This window comes from Streptomyces sp. NBC_00986 (assembly GCF_045162565.1).
Classification (GTDB): Bacteria; Actinomycetota; Actinomycetes; order Streptomycetales; family Streptomycetaceae; genus Streptomyces.
Map to the genome: position 1 here is coordinate 1,738,357 of NZ_CP108733.1, position 20,263 is coordinate 1,758,619.

A 20,263-nucleotide genomic window follows, 5' to 3' on the forward strand; every position below is an offset into this window, starting at 1 on the left:
TCCGGCCCCTTCGTGTCCCAACGGCCGCTCCGGTCAGTCCAGTTCGGCCAGGCGCGGCACCGCCGGCGCCACGAACCGCTCGATCCACTCGGCCGGTTCACCCGTGCGCGGGCCCAGAATGACCGTGTCGACGCCAAGCTTCGTGAAGCCGTTGATCTCCCCGAGGAACGCATCGACATCGCCCGCGGTGACCGACTCGCCGCCGTAGACGATCGTCTTGCGGATACGGTCGTAGTCGCGCCCCAGGTTGTCGCAGTGCCCGCGCAGCACGTCGAGCTTGTGCCGCAGCTCGTCGGGGGTCGACACGATCAGGTTGCAGGCGTCGGCGTACTGGGCGACCAGCCGCAGGGTCTTCTTCTCCCCGCCGCCGCCGATCATGATCTCGGGGTGCGGGCCGCTGGTCGGCGCGGGCACGCAGAGGGTCTCGGCGAGCCGGTAGTGCTTGCCCTCGAAGGGGCCGTTCGTCTCCGGGTCCCACATCTGCAGACAGATCCGCAGGGCCTCCTCCAGCCGCTCGAACCGCTCCGCGACCGGCGGGTACGGCACGCCGAGACCGTGGTGCTCACGGTCGTACCAGGCCGCCCCGATGCCGAGCGTGGCCCGGCCACCGGACAGAACGTCGAGCGTGGCGGCGATCTTCGCGAGGAGTCCGGGCTGACGGTACGTCACTCCCGTGACCAGCGCGCCCAGTTGGACCGTGGACGTGCGGCCCGCGAGATAGCCCAGGGTCGTGTAGGCCTCCAGCATGGCGTCCTCGGCGCCGCCGTTGAACTCCATCTGGAAGTAGTGGTCCATCACCGAGAGCCAGCTGACGCCCGCCGCCTCGGCCGCGGCACCCGCCGCGGCCAGCTCGGGCCCGATCGCCGTCGGCCCTCCGGGATGGTTGAACCGGTTGATGTGTACGCCGACCCGCATGCCCGACTCCCTCTCACAGCCCACCCGGACCTTCACCGTCCTTCGCGACGGTAGGTCTTCGAGCGCTCTCGAAGTCAAGCGCTCTGCGTCCTCGTGGCGCGCAGGCTGGTGAACGTCGTCACCGCGAGCACGAGCACGATGAAGCCGAGGGAGAAGGGGATGGAGATCTCCGGGACGTGCACGCCGGACTCGTGCAGGGCGTGCAGCACCAGTTTGACGCCGATGAAGCCGAGGATGATCGACAGGCCGTAGCTGAGGTGGACGAGTTTCTTCAGCAGGCCGCCGATGAGGAAGTACAGCTGGCGCAGCCCCATCAGGGCGAAGGCGTTGGCGGTGAAGACGATGTACGGGTCCTGGGTGAGGCCGTAGATCGCGGGGATGGAGTCGAGCGCGAAGAGGACGTCGGTGGAGCCGATGGCGAGCATCACGACCAGCATCGGGGTCATGATGCGCTTGCCGTTCTCCGTGATGAACAGCTTGGTGCCGTGGTAGCGGTCGGCGACTCCGAAGCGGCGTTCGGCGATCTTGAGGAGCTTGTTCTCCTCGTACTCCTCGTTCTCGTGGCCCTTGCGGGCGTCCTGGACGAGCTTCCAGGCGGTCCAGATGAGGAACGCGCCGAAGAGGTAGAAGACCCAGGAGAACGTGGAGATGATCGCGGCACCGGCCGCGATGAAGCCGGCGCGCAGCACCAGGGCGACGAGGACCCCGACCATGAGCACCCGTTGCTGGTACTGGGACGGCACCGCGAACTTGCCCATGATCAGCACGAACACGAAGAGGTTGTCGACGCTCAGCGACTTCTCGGTGATGTACCCGGCGAAGAACTCCCCGGTGGGCCCGCTCCCGCCGTAGACGAGCAGTCCGAGCCCGAACAGGCAGGCCAGGACGACCCAGACCACGGTCCAGACGCCGGCTTCCTTGACGGAGACGTCGTGGGGTTTGCGGCCGATGAGGAAGTCGACGCCGACGAGGGCGCACAGGGCGGCGATCGTCAGCAGCCAGACGGTCAGGGAGATGTTCACGGGTGGTGCTCCTGGTACATGAATCAGCAGATGCGGGGATACAGGCGGCCACAGCGGTTTCGACATCGTTGTCTGTGCGAGGGATCCCTTCCACGTCCCGCAGGTGAACAACAGATCACGTCCTGGCAAGGCACACCCGCCGTCCGGCGGGAAGGTTCCGCCGGACGGCGGAGCACGGAACGGGGGTACGAGCGCGGAGTATGGCCGTACGAGCCGCCGCACCCAGCGTCAGGAGAAGCCCATGACGTCCACCCCGCCCCCGCCCCCGTTCGACCCCGAACTCGCCGCGGCGCTGGAGCTGATCAAGGAGTTCATCTCGCCCGGGATGACGCTGGCGGACATCGACGAGATCCGCCGGGGCCCGGCGATCATGCAGTCGATGGAGATGGACCTGACGCTCGACGGAGCCTTCGCCATCGAGGACAGGGAGGTGGCGGGCCCGGTCGGCGAGCCCGACATCACGCTGCTGATCGGCCGCCCGACCGCACCGGCGACGGCGGGCGCACTGCCCGTCATCTATCACGTGCACGGCGGCGGGATGGTGCTCGGCGACCGGCGGGTCGGGGTGACCGGGGCGCTGGAGTACGCGCGGGAGCTGGACGCGGTGGTGGTGTCGGTGGAGTACCGGCTGGCGCCCGAACACCCGCACCCCGCGCCGATCGAGGACGTGTACGCCGGTCTGCTGTGGACGGCGGAGCACGCGAAGGAGCTCGGCGGCGATCCCGAGCGGATCGTCATCATGGGCGCGAGCGCGGGCGGCGGCCTGTCCGCGGCGCTGGCCCTCCTCACCCGCGACCGCGGCGGCCCGCGCCCCATCGGCCAGCTCCTGCTGTGCCCGATGCTCGACGACCGCAACGACACCCCGTCCGCCCACCAGATGACCGGTGTCGGCGTCTGGGACCGCACGGCCAACGAAACCGGCTGGACGGCTCTCCTCGGCGACCGCCGCGGCACCCCCGACGTGTCGCCGTACGCGGCCCCGGCGAGGGCGGAAGACCTCACGGGTCTCCCCCCGGCCTTCTTGGACGTCGGCTCGGCGGAAACCTTCCGCGACGAAGTGGTCACGTACGCGTCCCGCCTCTGGCAGGCAGGCGGCGTCGCGGAACTCCACGTCTGGCCGGGCGGTTTCCACGGCTTCGACGGCTTCGCGCCGCAGGCGGCGGTGTCGCAGGCGGCACGGGCGGCGCATGTGAGTTGGCTGCGGAGGTTGTTGGGGGCGAGCTGAGGGGCGTGGGGGTACGGCCGCGGTGAGAGGGGCGTGCCACGGCGCCTCGGCCTTGGACGGGGGGCTTCCACGGGTTCGACGGGTTCGCTTCCGGGCGGCTCGGGCCGTGCACGTGAGCCGGCCGACGAGGCTGCCGGCGGCGGCTTGAGGGGCGAGGGGATACGGCCGCGGCGAGGGCGGCGCGACGTGGCGCCTCGGCCTTGGACGGGGGCTTCCACGGGTTGGACGGATTCGCTCCCGGGCGGCCCGGGCCGCGCACATGAGCCGGCCGAGGAAGCTGCTAGCGACGGCATGGGGAGCGAGGGGATACAGCTGCCGTGATCGCGGCGCGACGTGGCGCCTCCGCCATCGCCGGGAGGCTTTCCCGGGTCCGACGGGTTCGCTCCGCGGGCGGTGGTCTCGCGGACGGCTCGGGCAGCGGAGGCGGTAGGCGGCGGCTTAGGGGGCGTGGGTGCGCGGCCGCGGTGACGTCGGTGTGTTGGCGCCGCCGCCACTCGACCGGGCGCCTCTCCACCGGAGGCACGGCACACCAGATGCAGCAGAGGCCGCCGGCGGCTTGGACCTGCGACCGCGGCGACACCGGCGCGCCGTGCGCGAGCGGCGCACCAGGGAAGCTCCTCAGTCGGCGCCCTCCGGGGACGGCCTGCGCGCGATACCCGCGCGCCGTGCGCGAGCGGCGCACCAGGGAAGCTCCTCAGTCGGCGCCCTCCGGGGACAGCCTGTGCGCGATACCCGCGCGCCGCGCGCAAGCGGCACACCAGGGAAGCTCCCCCGTCAGCGCCCTCCAGGGACGGACCGTGCGGGATACCCACGTCCCATCCCTCCTCTCCGCCGGGGGCATGCCGCACCATGGGCATATGAAAGAGCTGGCCGGGCGCCTGACCGCGCTGGATCCGGACGCCGGTGCCGCCGTGCGGGTCATCGGGTACTTCGATCGCCTTGCCGAGTCGCGGGCCGGGCTCGAGGCGCTGGTGCGTGGGGCGGCGGTGCTGGCCGGGTGTGCCGCGCGGCTGGTCGACGCCGAGCGGCGGGTCCGGGTGCGGGTCGAGGCGGACGGTACGCGCCGGGACAGCGCGTCGCCGCCGGATCCCGCCTGGCCGTCCGCCGCGCTGACGCCGGGCGGGGTTTCCGCGCTCTGGCTGGAGCGTGCGGCTCAGGCGGCGCCCAGTGTCGTCGACGCGGTGATCCTGGAGCGGGCGGCCGGTGCCGTACGGCTCGTGCTCGATCGCACTCGGGGCCGGGTGCCCGCCGACGACCCGGAGTTGGTCGAGACCCTGCTCGACGCAACGGCTCCCGAGCCGGCCCGGCTGCACGCGGCCCGTCGCCTCGGCCTCGACCCGGCCGACCCCGCGACCCGGGCCCGGGTTCTCGCCCCGCTCGACGGACCGCCCCGGGTCGTCGCCGCGCCCCGGGAGACGACGGGTACGTCCGGTCCGCGACCCGTGTCGGACAGCGATCCGCAGGCAGCCCCGGACGGTTCCGGCCCCCAACCACCGCACTCGGACGGCGAGTTGCCCGTCGGCCGAGTCGGCATCGGCCCCGCCGTCCCCGTACTGGACCTCCCCCGCTCCTGGGCTGCCGCCCGCACCGCCCTCCGCTTCACCGCCGACGGCACCGCACAGGACCCGGGCCACCGCATCGTGCACGCCGACGAGCTCGGCGGCGTCGCCCTCCTCGCCGAACTGGTCGCACCCGGTGCCGAACCGCCGCCCGATGTCCGCGACGTGGAAGCAGCGGCGGTCAACGCGCCCTGGCTGCTGGCCACTCTGAACGCCGTCGCCAGCACGACCAGCCTCCGCGCGGCGGCCACCGAGATCAACGTCCACCACTCCACGCTCCAGGACCGGTTGACCCACGCGGAGGCCCTGCTGGGCTGGCCCGTACGTACTCCACAGGGGCGACTACGACTCCAACTGGCGCTGACGATGCGGCACTTGGCGCGGCCGTAGCAGTCAGGTCGTACGGGGGTCGGAAGAGACCGCGCTCCCCACCTCGCGCATCTTGGCGATGATTCCGCGCTCACTCCAGCGCAACGCCGTCCAGAGCCGGCTCTCGCCGGGGCGCGTGTTCAGCGGCCATGGACCACCTGCGGGGCCGGTGCGGTTCAACGGTGCCGGGATCATGGGCAGTTCGGCGTCGGCCGCCTCAACTGCCGCCCGTCCTCCAGCTCCGGCAGTCGTCTCCGGTGATGTGGATGCCCTGTCCCGTATCTGTGGACCGTATCCCCCCGCACTGACAACAAACGGGCAGGCGGGGGGACTTGGCCATCTCCGCGCCACGCGGAATTCCTGATTCGGTGCGGCTGAAGGGGAGTCATAGCAAGCGCTTGTCGCTACATTTTGACATGAGCGCCGCAACACCCTCCCCCTCTGTCACTCCGCAGGAGGCACTTCCCCATGCGCAGACTTCTCGCCTGTCTGGCGGCCGCAGCCGCGGCCCTGGGCGGGATCACGGTGGCCGCAGCTACACCGGCCGCCGCCGCAACGTCGGGCAGCTTCAGCGTGCTCACCTACAACGTCGCCGGGCTCCCGGAGTCGTTGTCCAGCGCCTCGACGCCGCGGGACACGAGCACCACCGCGATTGGCACGCGCATCGCCCCGTACGACATCGTGAACGTGCAGGAGGACTTCAACTACCACGCCTACCTGTACTCCACCGACACCCACCCGTACCGCACCGCGACCAGCGGCGGCGCCGGTATCGGCAGCGGGCTCAACACCGTCGCCGACTACGCCTGGGACGGCGACGACTTCGAGCGGGTCGGCTGGAACTCCTGCCAGATCGACTCGGGCGACTGCCTGACCCCCAAGGGCTTCACCTTCATGCGCGAGCGGCTGTCCGAGGGGGTGTACGTCGACTTCTACAACCTGCACACCAACGCCGGTACGAACGACGGCGACGAGGCCTCCCGCGCGGACAACCTCAGCCAGTTGACCTCGTTCATCGGCACCCACTCGGCGGGCAACGCGGTCGTCGTCATGGGTGACACGAACACCCGTTACACCCGCACCGCCGACACCATCGCGGAGTTCGGCGCGGCCAACGGGCTCACCGACGCCTGGGTCAAGGTGGTCCGCGGCGGCGTGGCGCCGGCCAAGGGCAGCGACACGCTGCTGTGCGACCAGACCGGGGCCACCGTGCCCAACACCTGCGAGGTCGTGGACAAGGTCCTCTACCGCAGCAGCAAGCTGGTCACGCTCAACGCGACGTCGTACAACAACGAGCACGCCAAGTTCCTGACCTCGGACGGGCTGATGCTCTCCGACCACGACCCGATCACGGTCGGCTTCACCTGGTCGCAGAACGCGGACTACCAGCTCAGCGACCAGTTCGGCGGCCCGCACGGCGACTACTACCAGGACATCAACAGTGTCCCGGCGGCCGCCCGCGCCACCACCATCTCGCTGCGCTCCGGCTCCCGCGTCGACCAGGTCGGCATCACCCTCGCCAACGGCACCACCCTCACCCACGGCGGCACGGGCGGCACCGCGTCCTCGCTGACGCTGGGGAGCGGGGAGTACGTGACGTCGGCGTACCTGTGCGAGGGCAAGTACAGCGACACCACGCGGATCTTCTACGCCAAGTTCACCACCAACCTGGGCAACACCCTGGCCGGTGGCACCACCACCTCGGACTGCGTGACCCGCACCGCCCCGTCCGGCTGGCAGATCGCCGGCTTCCACGGGCGCTCCGGCGACGAGCTGGACAAGGTCGGCTTCATCTACACGAAGCGCTGACCGGACGCCGAAACGGCAAGCACCGTACGGCAGTTGGGCGCCGGGTCATCCGCCACCGCGGGTGATCCGGCGCCGTGCGTCCCGGCCGCGTCACGCGAACGCCGGGGGCACCAGTCGCCCGCGCGAGATGAGCGAGGTGGCCTGCTTCAGGCGGTGGACGTGGACGCTCACGCCGTAGCCGTCGATGCCCGCGACGGCGGCGACCTTGGTGGTCAGATACCGGTAAAGGTCCTCTGTGTCACGGCAGATGACGACGACCATGACATTGGAGTCGCCACTGATGGCGGCGACGAAGGCCACCTCGTCGTGGTCCGCTAGTTCCTCGCCGACGCGTTCGAGGCGGGCGGGGGCGACGCGCAGCCACAGGGTGGCGTTGAGCGCGAACCCGAGGCGTGCGGAGAGCAGTTCGACGTCGTAGGCGAGGGCTCCCGAGTTCTCCAGGGCGTCCAGTCGGCGGGCGACGCGAGCCGTGGACCAGCCGGTGGCGTCGGCGAGTTGGGTGTGGGTGGCACGGCCGTCCTCCGCGAGGGCGTCGAGCAGCGGGGTGTCCTCATCGGTGAGGCGTACGGGTGGTCCGGTGGGGAAGTCGGGTCGCTCGCCCACGAGTTGACGGATCTGCTCGGGCGTGAGCCGGCCGCCGTAGCCCGTCCAGTCGCTCGGTCCTGACGTGCCGAAGGGGTGGATGAGCAGGTCGATGCTCACGTCGAGGACCGATGCGGACCTGGGCAGTTGACGCAACAGGACGTCGTCGCGCGTCACGTGCACCGGCGCGCTCATGACGCAGATGATCTCCGAACCGCCGGACGCGAGGCCCGCGTAGGCGATGTCGGGCCGTCGGGCGAGCGCGTCGGCGAGCGGGCCGACCCGGTCGGGGCGGCAGCGGATCCGGGCCACCCAGCGCGCGTCACCGTGGACGGCGGGGTCGACCAGACCGACCACCCGCATCACCCCGGAACGGCGCAGGGCGTGGAAACGACGGGCGGCGGTCTGCTCCGACACCCCGGCCACCTCGCCGATCAGCCGGAACGAGGCGCGCGGCGCACACTGCAGCGCACGGAGGATTTTCCCGTCGACTTCGTCAATCATGAGGGAAGTGTGACACCAAAGAGGCGCGGGATAGAGGTTTTGGTCCGCTTCTCGGTCGTACGTTGGTGATTGTCCATGACGGAGCTGATCCTGAGGCGCGTGCCTGTTCGAGTTCGAGGGCACCGCATTCGAGAAGGAGAGTTCCCCGTGAACGTCACGACCCCGGCGAGCGGGCGGCCCGACCGGCGGGCGGCCACCCTCGTCATGGCCTGCCTCGGCGTCTTCGTCGCCTACTTGCCGGTGACCACGGTCGCCGTGAGCCTGCCCGCCATCCAGTCGGCGCTGAACGCGTCGACCGCCCAACTGTCGTGGGTCCAGGACGCGTTCGTCCTGCCCATGGCCGCGTTCATCCTCACCGCCGGAGTCTTCGGCGATGTGCACGGACGCAAGAAGGTGTTCCAGGCGGGCCTGTTGTTCTCCGCCGTCGGGGCCGCCGTGGCCCTGTCCGCGCAGTCGGTGCACGTGCTGTGGATCGGCCAGGCGTTCGCCGGTCTCGGCGCGGCGACCCTGCTGCCGACCACGCTGGCGCTGATCAGCCACGCGGTGCCCGACCACCGGGAACGCGGCAAGTTCATCGGCCTGTGGGCGACCGCGCTGATGGCGGCGCTGGCAGTGGGCCCGCTGATCGCCGGAGTCATCCTCGACCACGCCGCCTGGCGCTGGATCTACCTCATCTCCGTCCCCGTCCCGCTGATCGCGCTGGGCTTCGCCGCCCGCCTGCTGCCCGACTCCCGGGCCCCGCACGGCCGCAAGCTCGACTGGTCCGGCCAGCTCACCGCCGCCCTCGCCATCACCGCGCTGGTCTACGGCGTGATCGAGGGCGGCGCCGGTTCCTTCACGGACGTCAAGGTCATGGTGGCGCTGTTCACCGCGGTGGTCGGCGGGGTCGCGTTCGTGCTCGTCGAGCGGCGCAGCGACAGCCCGATGCTGGACCTGACGCTGTTCCGCAGCCCGGCGTTCACCGCCACCACGCTGGTCGCGATGATCACCTTCCTCGCGCTCATCGGCTTCTTCTTCCTGCTCAGCCTCTACTTCGGCATGGTGCAGCAACTCGACACGCTTCAGGCGGCGTTGCGGCTGCTCATGGTCACCGCGGCGGCGATCGTGGTCGGCCAACCGGTCGGGCGGCTGATGCACCGGGTCGCGCCGCGCGTCCTGATCACCGGGGGTCTGCTGGTCATCTCCGGCGCGCTGTTCGCGCTGACCGGCGTCGAGGCCGGCACCTCGTTCGCGTCCATCGCCTGGCGGCTGGCGCTGCTGGGCCTGGGCATCGGCACGGTCCTGACGCCGATGACCGCGACCGCCGTGGCCTCCGTGCCGTATCAGCAGGCGGGGATGGCCGCGGCCGGCAACAACGCGTTCCGCCAGGTCGGTGGCGCGCTCGGCCCGGCCGTCCTGGGCGCACTGCTCTCCACCAAGGCGCTCGACACCCTGCCCGGCCACCTCGCCGACGCCGGGGTGACGGGCGCAACGCGGCAGAACATCGTCGCGACCGCCGACGCGGACGGCCTCGGCGCCGTCGCCCACATGAATCTCGGCCCGAACACCGGCCGGGCCCTCGCAGCACTGAGCGACTCCTTCCTGGACGGCATGCGGCTGTGCCTGGTGGTGGCCGGCTCGCTGACTCTCCTCGCGGCCCTGGTGTGCGTGCTGTTGCTGCGCCGCCCGCGACAGGCTTCTGCGTCTACGGCGGCTCCGGTGGCCGGCGCGAGCAAGGCCACAGCTGGGGCGCCAACAGCAGCCGTGGTAGCGGCAGTTGACCCGGCACCGAACCGCTGAGGCACGAACCACCCATGGGCGGGACCCCGTTGCGCGGCTTCGGGGCCCCGCCCGCTGTCACCTCAGATCGATACGGCGACAGCGGTGAACGTCGTGTCCGGCGTCTGCGGGCTGGTGAAACGGGCGTTGACGAGATAGAGCCGGTTGCCGAAGCGGGCGGCGGTCGTCGGGACGTCGAAACGCGGGTCGGTGATCGTACGGCGCAGGGTCGCGGTGCTGACCTTGGCGTCGAGGTCGAACACGCTGATCCGGTTCAGCCGGTTCTGGACGACGTACAGCGTCCGGCCGATCCTGAACAGCCCGTCCCCGTTGGCCACATCGGCCGCGCCGCTCAGGGTGATCTCGGTGGCGCGGCCGGTCTTGAGGGACACGTTGTAGAGCTTGCCGGGTGTGCTGCTGACGACGATCAGGCCGTGCCCGTCGGGGGTGCCGACGATGCCGTTCGCGTTGTTCACGCCGGGCGTCTGTACCCAGTCGCCGGTGAGCGGCAGGGCGGTGACCCCGCCCGCACGGCCGCGGGGCACGCCGTAGAGCACGGCGTCGAGCGAGTCGGTGAACCAGGCGCGGTCGCCGAGCAGGGTGACGTCGTTGATGAAGTGGCCGGTGGAGGGGGTGAGTTGATAGGTCGTCAGTACCTCACCGGTGCGGGAGTCGAGGACTCGCGCGCCCCCGGTGCTGCCGGCGACGTACAACAGGCCGTCGTGATCCAGCTTCAGGCCGACCGACACCAGGCCGGTGGCACCCTCGGACAGGACCTCGCCCTCGCCGGTGCGCAGGTCGAAGCGGTGGACGGCGCCGTCGGCACGGGAGCCCAGGTAGGCGTACGGCCTGCTGCCGATGGCTATGCCCTCGGGAAGGAAGCCGTTGGGCAGCGAGAACTCCGTCGGCCAACCGGCGGGGGCAGTGGACGAGTTGGCGCTCGCCGTGCCGGTGCCGGTCGCCACGGTGAAGGCGGTCAGGGCGGCGCCGCCGAGCAGGGCGCGCCGGGTGGGCCGGGGGTGTGCGTGAGGGTGGATCCGGGTCATCGTTCGGGCCTCCGGATTCGGGGGTGGGGGCTCCGGACTCAGGGCTCGGGTGAAATCTTCTTCAACTCCGCCCCAAGGCCCGGTATTTGCGTAACGGCCCATCACTCCCCGGAGTTCCCACGCGCCCCGCCCGCACCCGCAGGCTCAGCCTCGGATTCCCCACGCTCCGCCGGTACGCCCTTCTCCGGTACGACCTTCTGAAGGCTGCTTCCCTCGACGTCCAGGTCGGGCAGGAGCCGGTCCAGCCAGCCCGGCAACCACCAGGCGCCCCGCCCCGCGAGGGCAAGCACCGCCGGTACGAGCGTCATGCGGACGGCGAAGGCGTCGATGGCCACGCCGACCGCCAGCGCGAACGCGATCGGCTTGATGAGGGAGTCGTCCAGCGGGAAGAACCCGGCGAAGACGGTGAACATGATGAGCGCGGCGGCGGTGACGACCCGCACACTGTGCCGGGCGCCGTCGACGACCGACTGACGGGCCCGGCCGGTGTGGGCCCACTCCTCGCGCATCCCGGACACGAGGAACACCTCGTAGTCCATGGCCAGTCCGAACAGCACGCCGATCAGGATGATCGGCAGGAAGCTGACGACGGGACCGCTGTGCGGCACACCGAGCACGTCGGCCAGCCGGCCCCACTGGAAGACAGCCACGACCAACCCGAGCGAGGCACCCACCGAGAGCAGGAAGCCGACGGCCGCCTTGACGGGTATCACCAGGGACCGGAAGACCATCATCAGCAGGAGCAGGCTGAGGCCGACGACGATGGCGACGAAGGGCAGCAGGGAGTCGCTGAGCCGGTTGGAGACGTCGATGTTGACGGCGGTGGTGCCGGTGACCGCGATCGAGGCGCCGGTGGTGGCCCGGACGTCGGACGCGACCGCGCGGATGTCCCGGACGAGCCGGTCCGTACGGGCGCTGTCGGGACCGGAGTCGGGCAGCACGGTGATGACGCGCTGCGTCGGGTCGGTGGTGGGCTCGGGGGGCAGGACGGCCTTGACGTCCTTCAAGGTCCGCAGTTTCTCGGCCACTTGGGCGCCCGCATCCGAACTCGCCGCACCCGTGAGGTCGTTGGTCTCGGCCAGGACGAGCAGCGGGCCGTTGAATCCGGGCCCGAACTTCGCGTCGATCGTGTCGTAGGCCGTGCGCTGGGTGGAGGCGTGCGGGGCGGAACCGTTGTCGGGGAGCGCCAGGCGCAGGTCGGCGGCGGGCAGCATGAGGGTGACCAGGATGCCCGTGACGGCGAGCACGGTCAGCAGTGGCTTTGCGATGACCCACTTCGTCCACCGGGTACCCAACGGGGTGCGGCCGGTGGCCCCTTCGGCATCGGCGGCCCGCCGCGCGGCACGGCTCCCGTGCTTGGGGGCGAGTCGCGTACCGGCGAAACCGGCGATCGCCGGGACGAGAGTGATCGCGGCCAGCACCGCGACGAGGACCGCCCCAGCCGCCCCGAGACCCATCGTGGTCAGGAACGGGATGCCGATGACGCTCAGCGCTGCGAGCGCGATGATCACGGTGGTACCGGCGAAGACCACGGCACTGCCGGCCGTGCCGACGGCCAGCGCGACGGATTCCTTCGGCTCGGCGCCGCGGGCGAGTTGCTGTCGGTGGCGGGAGAGGATGAACAGGACGTAGTCGATGCCGACGGCCAGGCCCAGCATCAGGGCGAGCGTGACGGCCGTGGAGGAGATGCTGACCGCGGGCGCGAGAGCGAGCAGTCCGGTGAGTCCGGCCGCCACCCCGATCAGCGCGGGCAGCAGCGCCATGCCGGCGGCGAGCAGCGAACCGAACGTGACGACGAGCACGAGCAGCGCCACGGCCACACCGATGATCTCCGACGGCCCGATGTGCACTCCGTTGCTGTTGAAGACAGAGCCGCCGACCGAGGTCCGTAGCCCGTCCTTCTCCGCCGCGCGGGCCGTGTTCTTGATCGCGTCCACGGACGAGGTACGGACCTCGGCGGTCTGCACGCGGTAGTGGACCTGGACGATCGCCGTCGTCCGGTCGGCCGAGACAGCCCCGGCACTCTGAGGGTCGACGACCGCACTGACCTGGGGTGCCTGCTCGGCCTGCGCCACGGTCCGGGTGATGACCGCCGTGTACGGCGCTTCCGTGATCCGGTGCCCCGAAGGCGCCGTGAAGACGATCTGAGCGCTCGCGCCCGAGGCCTCCGGAAGGGTCTTGCTCAGGCTGTCCAACGCCCGCTGCGACTCGGTGCCCGGCACCGAGAAGCGGTCGTCGAGCTTGCCGCCGAAGACGCCGACGCACGTGATGAGCGCGGCCAGGACGAAGAGCCATATACCCAGGACGAGTTTGCGGTGCCGGTAGGCGCTGTGACCCAGCCGGTGAAGCAGGACAGCCATGACTAACTCCCTGGAAGGGGGCGGGGAAGGGGATCGATGAGCCGACTTTATCAGTCGCTCAAGTCGACCGACCCAGTCGATCAACCGTGACGCATGTCCCCCCTCGCCAAAAGACCAGCTCAGAGGCGATATTCAGGCGACAAAAACAAGCGACCTTGTCGAATGACAAGGTCGCTTGTAAGTTGAGTGGTCCCCCTGAGGCGGCGCGTCAGCTCACCGGTACCGCCACCAGCTCCAGCCGTCCCCCGGCCATCCCCACCACGGCGGACACGAAGGCCTGGAGACAGATGCGCTCGGCCTCCTCGTCGGGCAGCGCGAGGTGTTGCAGCATGAGCCCGTCGAATCCGCCGAGGAAGAACCGCGCGATCGCGTCGACGGGCTGGGCGAGAGGTTGGCCGGTGCGTTCGGCCGCCTGCGTGATCAGCTTCGCGGTCACCTCGGTCACCCCCCGGTAGTGGGCATTGAGGGCCTCGCTCAGAGCGGGCGAGCGGAGCGCGAACATGGTCAGTTCCGTGAGGAGTTGATGGCTCTCGGGCTGCTCACGCACCGTCCGCCACAGTGCGGCCACCAACGCGCTCGCCGTCTCCTCGAACCCCCCGTCGGCCGGCGCGGCCCGTTCGACCTGCGCCACCAGATCCTCCGTGAGCTGCTCCATGACCGCGAGGTACAGCCCTTCCTTCGTGCCGAAGGTGTAGTGCACCGTGGCCTGGGCGACCCCCAGCTCGGCGGCGATGGCACGCGTACTGCCGGCCGCGACCCCCTCCCTCGTCATGAAGTCGATGGCCGCTTTGATGAGCTGGGGGCGGCGCTCGGCCGCGGAAACGTGAGCCATACCCTCATCATATCGACTGAGTCTCACGAACAAGTCATCCGAACAAGTCGGTATCCGCGCAGCCTGACGCCCGTGACCGCGCCACGGCCGCTGAGGTCCGGTCCCTGGCCGCGCGGGTCAGTTCGCGCCCGACGGCGGGTGCATACGTTTCCTCCAACGCCCGGCGGACGGGACGAGAGCCGGGACGACAGAGGAGGCAGGCTCGTGACGGAAAGCCAGTTGGACACGTGTGTGATCGGGGCGGGGCCTGCCGGGCTGGCCGTCGCCCGGGCCCTGGCCGAGCGGAACCTGCCGTACACGCATCTGGAGCGGCACACCGGGCTCGGCGGTATCTGGGACATCGAGAACCTGGGCGGCCCGATGTACGAGTCGGCCCACTTCATCTCCAGCAGGACCCTGTCGGGCTTCGGCGGTTTCCCGATGCCGGACCACTTCGCGGACTATCCGCCGCACCGACAGATCCTGTCGTACCTGCGCTCCTTCGCCGACGCCTACGGCCTGACGGACCGGATCGGGTTCGGCGTCGGGGTGGAGAGCGTCGAGAAGAACGCGGACGGTACCTGGACGGTCGTCCGGGTCGACGGACAGGAGAGCCTGCACGGGCAGGTCGTGGTGTGCACGGGCTCGCAGTGGCACCCCAACACCCCTGAGATTCCTGGGCAGTTCAGCGGCGAGGTCCGGCACACCGCCGGTTATCGCAGCGCGGAGGAGCTGCGGGGCAAGCGTGTGCTGGTCGTGGGTGCGGGGAACTCCGGCTGCGACATCGCGTGCGACGCGGCCCGCACGGCGGACCATGCGGTCATCAGCATGCGGCGCGGGTACTGGTTCATCCCGAAGCACCTGTTCGGGCGGCCGGTGGACACCATCGCCAACAGCGGTCCGCATCTGCCGATGTGGCTGGCGCAGCGCGTCTTCGGCGGACTCCTGCGGATCGTCAACGGCGATCCGACGCGCCTGGGCCTGCAGAAGCCGGACCACAGGCTCTTCGAGACCCACCCGGCCATCAACTCGATGCTGATCCACCACCTCCGGCACGGCGACATCACCGCCAGGCCCGGCATCGCCCGCGCCGAGGGCAGCACCGTGCACTTCACGGACGGCACGAGCGACGACTTCGATCTGGTCCTGTTGGCCACGGGCTACGTCCACAAAGTCCCGGTCGCCCAGCGGTACTTCGGGGACGAGCAGCATCCCGACCTGTATCTGTCGTCGTTCTCGCGTGAGCACCGGGGCCTGTTCGGGATAGGGTTCGTGGAGACCAACTCCGGTGCTTACCAACTCTTCGACAGCCAGGCACAGTTGATCGCCGGGTATCTCAACGACACGCGTCACGGTCTGCCCAACGCCGAGCGGTTCGCCCAGATGATCCGCGCCGACCGGCCCGACCTGTCCGGCGGCCTGAAGTTCGTCGCCTCGCCGCGTCACACCGGCTACGTCGACAGCGGGGCGTTCGTGAAGTACCTCGGCAAGGTCGCCCGCCAGATGGGCTGGCGCACCGAGGGCCAGGCTCCGCCGGTGCGGTCCGCCGCCCGCCGCGTGGAGGCGACGGCATGAGCGGGAGGTTCGACTTCACCGACAAGGTCATGCTGGTCACCGGCGGCGCGGGCGGCATCGGCAGCGCACTGTGCCATCGCTTCGCCGCGGCCGGCGCCCGCTGTGTCGTCGTCGACATCGACGGGGTCCGCGCGGAGAAGGTGGCCGCCGAACTGCCCGGCACCGGACACACCGGCATCGGCTGCGATCTGCTCCGACGCACCGATCTGGAGCGGCTGTTCGAGCAGGTCGCCGATGTCTACGGCCGCATCGACGTGCTGGTGAACAACGTGGGCATGACCAGTTCGGAGCGCTTCGACGTCCGCAGCGTCGAGAGCATCGAGCGGGAGATCACCCTCAACCTGACCTCCCCGCTGGTCGCGACCCGGATCGCGATCCCCCTGCTGAAGGCCTCCCGGGACGCCCGGGTGGTCACCACGGTCTCCCTCGGCGGAATCTTCCCGCTGGGCGAGACCCCGATCTACACGGCGTCCAAGTTCGGGCTGCGCGGCGCGATGCTCGCCATCGGGCTCGACCTGCGGAGCAAGGGCATCCTGGCCGGGTCGGTGCTGCCCTCGGCGACCGACACCCGCATGCTGCGCCAGGAGGCCGTGGACGGCGGCAACTCCATGCAGTTCCAGGACCAGCCGCAACAGCCCGCGAACGTCGTCGCGGCCGTCGTGAGCCTGCTGAACCGGCCCCGCCTGGAGGCCTACCCCCGGTCCGGCGAGTCCCGTCTGGTGCGCTGCGCGATGCTCGCACCGAACCTGCTGCCCAGAATCTTCCCTCTCTTCCGCAAGCGCGGCGACCGCGGCATGGCCCGCTATCTGGAGGAACTCCGCCGCCGCGGACTGGCCCGACAGACCGACGGGCGCTGGGAGTTGGTGGAGGAGGCATGACCAGGAACGAGACACTGACCGTCGTCAACCCCGCCACCGGCGTACCGATCACGACCCTCCCCGCCGCAAGCGCCGACGACGTCACCAAGGCCGCCGAACAGGCCCGCCACGTCCACGACTCCGGGGTCTGGTCGCGCTCTCCGGTCCGGGAACGCGGCGCCGTACTGCTGCGCCTGGCCGACCTGATGCAACGGGACGCCGAACTCCTCGCCCGGCTGGACAGCGAGGACGCGGGCAAGCCCATCACGGAGTGCCGTACGGGGGACGTGCCGGGCGCGATCGAGTCGATCCGCTGGTTCGCCGAGGCGGCGGACAAGGTCTTCGGCCGGATCGCGCCGAGCGGACCCGACGGCCTCGGCCTCATCACCCGCGAACCGGTAGGCGTGGGCGCGGCGATCCTCCCGTGGAACTACCCCCTGGCGATGGCGAGTTGGAAGATCGGCCCGGCCCTGGCCGCAGGCAACTGCCTCCTGCTCAAACCCGCCGAGGCAACCCCGCGTTCGGCCCTCCACCTGGCCTCCCTCGCCACCGAGGCCGGACTACCCGAGGGGGTACTCACAGTCCTCCCCGGCTACGGCGACGAAGCCGGAGCGGCCCTCGCCCGCGACCCCCTCGTCCGAGCCCTCTCCTTCACCGGCTCCACCACCACCGGCCGCCACATCCTCAAGGCCGCCGCCGACAGCAACTTCAAGCGCGTCTCCCTGGAGATGGGCGGCAAGAGCCCGCAGGTCCTGATGGCCGACGCGCTCTCCTACGGCGACGAGCTCATCGGTGACATGGTCGAGGCCGCGTTCCTGACGATGGGCCAGAACTGCACTGCTGGCTCGCGGGTGTTGGTGCACCACAGCATCGCCGAGGAGGTCGTGGAGAGGTTCACAGCCGCCGCGAGGGACCTCGTCATCGGCGATCCGTCCGACCCGCGCACCCAGCAGGGACCGCTCATCAACCGCTCCGCCTTCGACCGGGTCGCCGGTGCCGTGGATGCCGCCCGGGCGGCCGGCGCCCAGATCCACACCGCGGGACTCCCCCACGGGCTGCCCGCGCGCGGCGCCTACTACCCGCCCACGGTCGTCACTCGCGCCCCCGCCGAAAGCGCCGTGCTCACAAGGGAGTTGTTCGGTCCCGTGGTCACCGTCGAGACCTTCGCCTCGGAGGAAGAGGCCGTGCGGATGGCCAACGCCACCGAGTACGGGCTCGCCGCCTCCGTCTGGACCCGCGACCTCGACACCGCGCTGCGGCTGGCCCGGGGCATCGAGGCGGGCGTGGTCTCCGTGAACGCGTACAGCGAGGGCGACATCACCACTCCGTTCGGCGGCTGGAAGCAGTCCGGGTTCGGTGGCGTGGAGAAGTCGACGAACGCCTTCGACCAGTGGACGCGGGAGAAGACGGTCTGGATACGCACCCGTTGACCACCCGCTGACGGGTCACTCGCGGTGCGCCGCCGCCCGGAGCAGTTGCTCCCGCAGCTGGACCGGGGAGGTGCCGTGCCAGCGGCGTACCGCGCGACGAAGGGCACGCTCGTCGGAGAATCCCGCCCGCCTGGCGATCTCGCGCAGCGTCAACTCCGGCCGCAGCAGCAGCTGTTCGACCCGCTCCCTGCGTACGCCCTCCGCCAGTGCCTCGTACGTCGTGCCGCAGTCGGCGAGTCTGCGGCGCAACGTCCGTTCGCTCGTCGCGTGCCGTCGTGCCTGTTCGCCGAAGGACGGGATCACCGGGAGGCTCTGCGCGACGGACACCTCCAGGACTTCGAGGAGGTCCTGCTGGTCGGTGCGGGAGGCGAGTTGGGCGTCGAGGGTCTCCAGGGTCGAGGCATACGTCACCGGGTCCCGGCCGGGCATCCGGGCAGCGGCCCAGGCGGGGTCGACGACGATGCGGTCGGCCGGGGCGCGGAACCGGACCGGACAGCCGAACAGGGCGCCGTAGAGCTCGTGTCGGCGGGGTGGCGGCGCGGAGAACTCGACCACGCGCGGCGCGAAGTCCGGGCCGACGGCGAGCCGGGAGAGGGTGACGACGGAGGCGAACCCCTCCTCGATCAGGAAGGACGCCACGCTCGGGTCGATCGCGGGGTCGGGGAGGTCGGCGCGCAGGACGAAGGCGCCGTCCTCGCCAACTCCGGTCGACCACACGGTCATTGCGCCGGAGAGGTTCTGGTAGTTCACGCCGGTCTCGATGGCGTGCCGCAGTGTGCCGGCGGCCATCAGCGCGAAGCCGAGCAGCCCCCAGGCGGTGAGGTGTTGGGCCGCGCCGACCCTCAGACCCAGCCGCTCGTCCCCGGTGAGTTCCACCGCGCGCCGGATCACCGCGCTGCCCTGCCGGTACGACACCCGTAGCGCGGCCGAGCGCATGAGGGTCTCGTCCAGGCCGACCTCGCTCAGCAGGGGCCGTAGATCGACTCCGCGTGCGTCGGCGACGATGACGAGATAGCGCAGGATGTTCGGCTGGATCGTCGCCGACGTGCTGCGGCTGGTCCCGTGCGGGTCCGCCGGGGCCGGGGCTGGGAACATCGCACTCACCTCCTCGTGGGCGACCACCGTAAGCATCCGGACAGCACCGGTCGCGTGCGCTGGCCGCCGAAGTCCCCTCAACGGCCCCCGGCGTCCTGCGTCCGCCCCGCTACGGCTGACTACGGTCTGCGCATGTCAGTCAGCACTCCGGGCCGGGCCCGGGTCGGGCGCACCGCCGACCGGGCCGGTGCCCGACGGGCGACGACCCTCGCGTTCGCCGCGCAGGGCATGTCCGTCGCCGCCGTGTACACGACCGTCCCCGCCGTCACCGAACACCTGAAGCTGTCTCCGCTCCTGACCACCGCCACGCTGGTCGGGGTGGCCCTGACCGCCGGGGTCGGCAGCTTCCTGGGGCTGGCCGCGGTCCGCGTCGCCGGTCCCGTCGCCACGGTGCGCGGCGCTCTGCTGACGGCCGCGATCGCGCTCCCGCTGATCGGATGGGCTCCCGGCCCGCAGTCCGTCATCTGCGCGTACGTCCTGTTCGGCCTCGCGCTCGGCGTCCTCGACGTCGGCATCAACACCCGTGCCGCCACGATCGAACGCGCCTACGGCCGTAGCGTCTTCGGGTCGTTCTACACGGCGTGGAGCGTGGGTGGCGTGCTCGCGGCGCTGCTCACCGCCGGGGTGGCCCGGTTGGACCGGCCCGTCGGCGACGGCCTGGCCGTGCAGGCAGGCTTGCTGTTGGTCGTCGCTGTCTGTCTCCGCACGCACACCCTTCCCTCCGCCCAAGTGCCGTCCGCGCAACCGCCGTTGGGGCGTCGGTTGTGGCTGCGACTCCTCCCTTTCGGGCTGGTTCTGCTCGTCGTCTACGTCGTGGACTCGACCGTGTCCGCCTGGTCGGCGGTGTATCTGCGGCAGACCCTCGGCGCGTCCCTCGCGGTGGCGCCGATGGCGTACGCGGCGTACCAGGCGGGCACGGTCGTCGGCCGCGCGACCGTGGACCGGCTGGTGCAGCGGGTCGGTACCGGCGCCGTCGTCCGCACGGCCGCTCTGGTGGTGGCGGGTGGCCTGGTGGGTGTGGCCACGGCTCCGAGCTGGCCGTTCGCCGTGCCGGCGGCGGGAGTTGTGGGACTGGGGGCGTCGGTGCTTGCGCCGCTGTGTCTGGCCTCCGCCGCGCGGTTGCGGCCCGCCGCGTCGGAGACGGTGCTGGCCCGGCTGAACCTCTTCAACTACGCGGGTGTCGTCACCGGCGGTGCGGTGAGCGGGCTCCTCGGGTCCACCGGGGAGTTCCGGCTCGCGTACGCGGCACCGGCGGCGCTGGCGGTGCTCGTCCTGAGCGCTGCCCGCCACTTCACGCGGCCGCCGGGGACATCCGGGGCATAGGAAACGAGCCAGGCAATGGGCGG

The 20,263-nt window shown here is 70.9% G+C and carries 15 protein-coding genes; 8 read left to right on the plus strand and 7 right to left on the minus strand.

Features of this window, described 5'->3' with window-relative positions:
- Positions 1 to 33: 33 nt before the first annotated feature.
- Both OG504_RS07745 and OG504_RS07750 read right to left on the minus strand, forming a co-directional pair.
- On the minus strand, positions 34 to 915 hold the full coding sequence (locus OG504_RS07745) for an LLM class F420-dependent oxidoreductase (RefSeq protein ID WP_405989073.1): 882 nt from the start codon (positions 913 to 915) through the stop codon (positions 34 to 36).
- A gap of 74 nt (positions 916 to 989) precedes the next feature.
- A complete protein-coding gene (locus OG504_RS07750) occupies positions 990 to 1,937 on the minus strand; it encodes a TerC family protein (RefSeq protein ID WP_405989074.1) in 948 nt (315 codons plus the stop codon).
- Positions 1,938 to 2,178: 241 nt separating this feature from the next.
- Between OG504_RS07750 and OG504_RS07755 the strand changes: the two genes are divergently transcribed.
- The 3 genes from OG504_RS07755 to OG504_RS07765 all read left to right on the plus strand — a co-directional run bounded on the left by OG504_RS07755 (position 2,179) and on the right by OG504_RS07765 (position 6,899).
- Positions 2,179 to 3,162 carry an alpha/beta hydrolase gene (locus OG504_RS07755; RefSeq protein ID WP_405989075.1) on the plus strand — a complete coding sequence of 328 codons (984 nt, stop codon included), beginning with the start codon at positions 2,179 to 2,181 and terminating at the stop codon, positions 3,160 to 3,162.
- Positions 3,163 to 4,019: 857 nt separating this feature from the next.
- Positions 4,020 to 5,111 carry a helix-turn-helix domain-containing protein gene (locus tag OG504_RS07760; protein ID WP_405989076.1) on the plus strand — a complete coding sequence of 364 codons (1,092 nt, stop codon included), beginning with the start codon at positions 4,020 to 4,022 and terminating at the stop codon, positions 5,109 to 5,111.
- Between the two features lie 447 nt (positions 5,112 to 5,558).
- Entirely contained in the window at positions 5,559 to 6,899 is a 1,341-nt protein-coding gene (locus OG504_RS07765) for a jacalin-like lectin (protein WP_405989077.1), read from the plus strand.
- A gap of 90 nt (positions 6,900 to 6,989) precedes the next feature.
- Here the strand turns inward: OG504_RS07765 and OG504_RS07770 are convergent, their stop codons facing one another.
- Positions 6,990 to 7,985, minus strand: a complete 996-nt coding sequence (locus tag OG504_RS07770) for an Lrp/AsnC family transcriptional regulator (RefSeq protein ID WP_405989078.1) — start codon at positions 7,983 to 7,985, stop codon at positions 6,990 to 6,992.
- A gap of 147 nt (positions 7,986 to 8,132) precedes the next feature.
- On the opposite strand from OG504_RS07770, the gene OG504_RS07775 reads away from it, so the two are divergent.
- Positions 8,133 to 9,764: an MFS transporter gene (locus OG504_RS07775; RefSeq protein WP_405989079.1), complete on the plus strand. Its 1,632-nt coding sequence runs from the start codon at positions 8,133 to 8,135 to the stop codon at positions 9,762 to 9,764.
- A 62-nt stretch (positions 9,765 to 9,826) separates the two neighbouring features.
- Here OG504_RS07775 and OG504_RS07780 read toward each other — a convergent pair whose 3' ends face one another.
- From OG504_RS07780 to OG504_RS07790, 3 genes are all read right to left on the minus strand, one after another.
- Positions 9,827 to 10,789, minus strand: coding sequence for an SMP-30/gluconolactonase/LRE family protein (locus OG504_RS07780; protein WP_405989080.1), 963 nt, complete (start codon positions 10,787 to 10,789; stop codon positions 9,827 to 9,829).
- A gap of 101 nt (positions 10,790 to 10,890) precedes the next feature.
- Positions 10,891 to 13,149 (minus strand): MMPL family transporter, encoded by a 2,259-nt coding sequence (locus OG504_RS07785; protein ID WP_405989081.1) that lies wholly within the window; start codon positions 13,147 to 13,149, stop codon positions 10,891 to 10,893.
- A 208-nt stretch (positions 13,150 to 13,357) separates the two neighbouring features.
- Positions 13,358 to 13,981 (minus strand): TetR/AcrR family transcriptional regulator, encoded by a 624-nt coding sequence (locus OG504_RS07790; RefSeq protein ID WP_405989082.1) that lies wholly within the window; start codon positions 13,979 to 13,981, stop codon positions 13,358 to 13,360.
- A 204-nt stretch (positions 13,982 to 14,185) separates the two neighbouring features.
- On the opposite strand from OG504_RS07790, the gene OG504_RS07795 reads away from it, so the two are divergent.
- Genes OG504_RS07795 through OG504_RS07805 form a run of 3 tightly spaced genes read left to right on the plus strand, consistent with a single transcriptional unit; the run spans position 14,186 to position 17,822 of the window.
- Positions 14,186 to 15,535 (plus strand): flavin-containing monooxygenase, encoded by a 1,350-nt coding sequence (locus OG504_RS07795; protein WP_405989083.1) that lies wholly within the window; start codon positions 14,186 to 14,188, stop codon positions 15,533 to 15,535.
- Entirely contained in the window at positions 15,532 to 16,413 is an 882-nt protein-coding gene (locus tag OG504_RS07800; RefSeq protein WP_405989084.1) for an SDR family NAD(P)-dependent oxidoreductase, read from the plus strand. Before OG504_RS07795 ends, OG504_RS07800 begins: the two co-directional genes overlap by 4 nt.
- On the plus strand, positions 16,410 to 17,822 hold the full coding sequence (locus OG504_RS07805; protein ID WP_405989085.1) for an aldehyde dehydrogenase family protein: 1,413 nt from the start codon (positions 16,410 to 16,412) through the stop codon (positions 17,820 to 17,822). The genes OG504_RS07800 and OG504_RS07805 overlap by 4 nt, the downstream gene beginning before the upstream one ends.
- A gap of 15 nt (positions 17,823 to 17,837) precedes the next feature.
- Here OG504_RS07805 and OG504_RS07810 read toward each other — a convergent pair whose 3' ends face one another.
- Complete coding sequence (locus tag OG504_RS07810) at positions 17,838 to 18,917, minus strand: AraC family transcriptional regulator (protein ID WP_405989086.1); 1,080 nt, start codon at positions 18,915 to 18,917, stop codon at positions 17,838 to 17,840.
- A gap of 132 nt (positions 18,918 to 19,049) precedes the next feature.
- On the opposite strand from OG504_RS07810, the gene OG504_RS07815 reads away from it, so the two are divergent.
- Positions 19,050 to 20,240, plus strand: coding sequence for an MFS transporter (locus OG504_RS07815; RefSeq protein ID WP_405989087.1), 1,191 nt, complete (start codon positions 19,050 to 19,052; stop codon positions 20,238 to 20,240).
- Positions 20,241 to 20,263 lie beyond the last annotated feature (23 nt).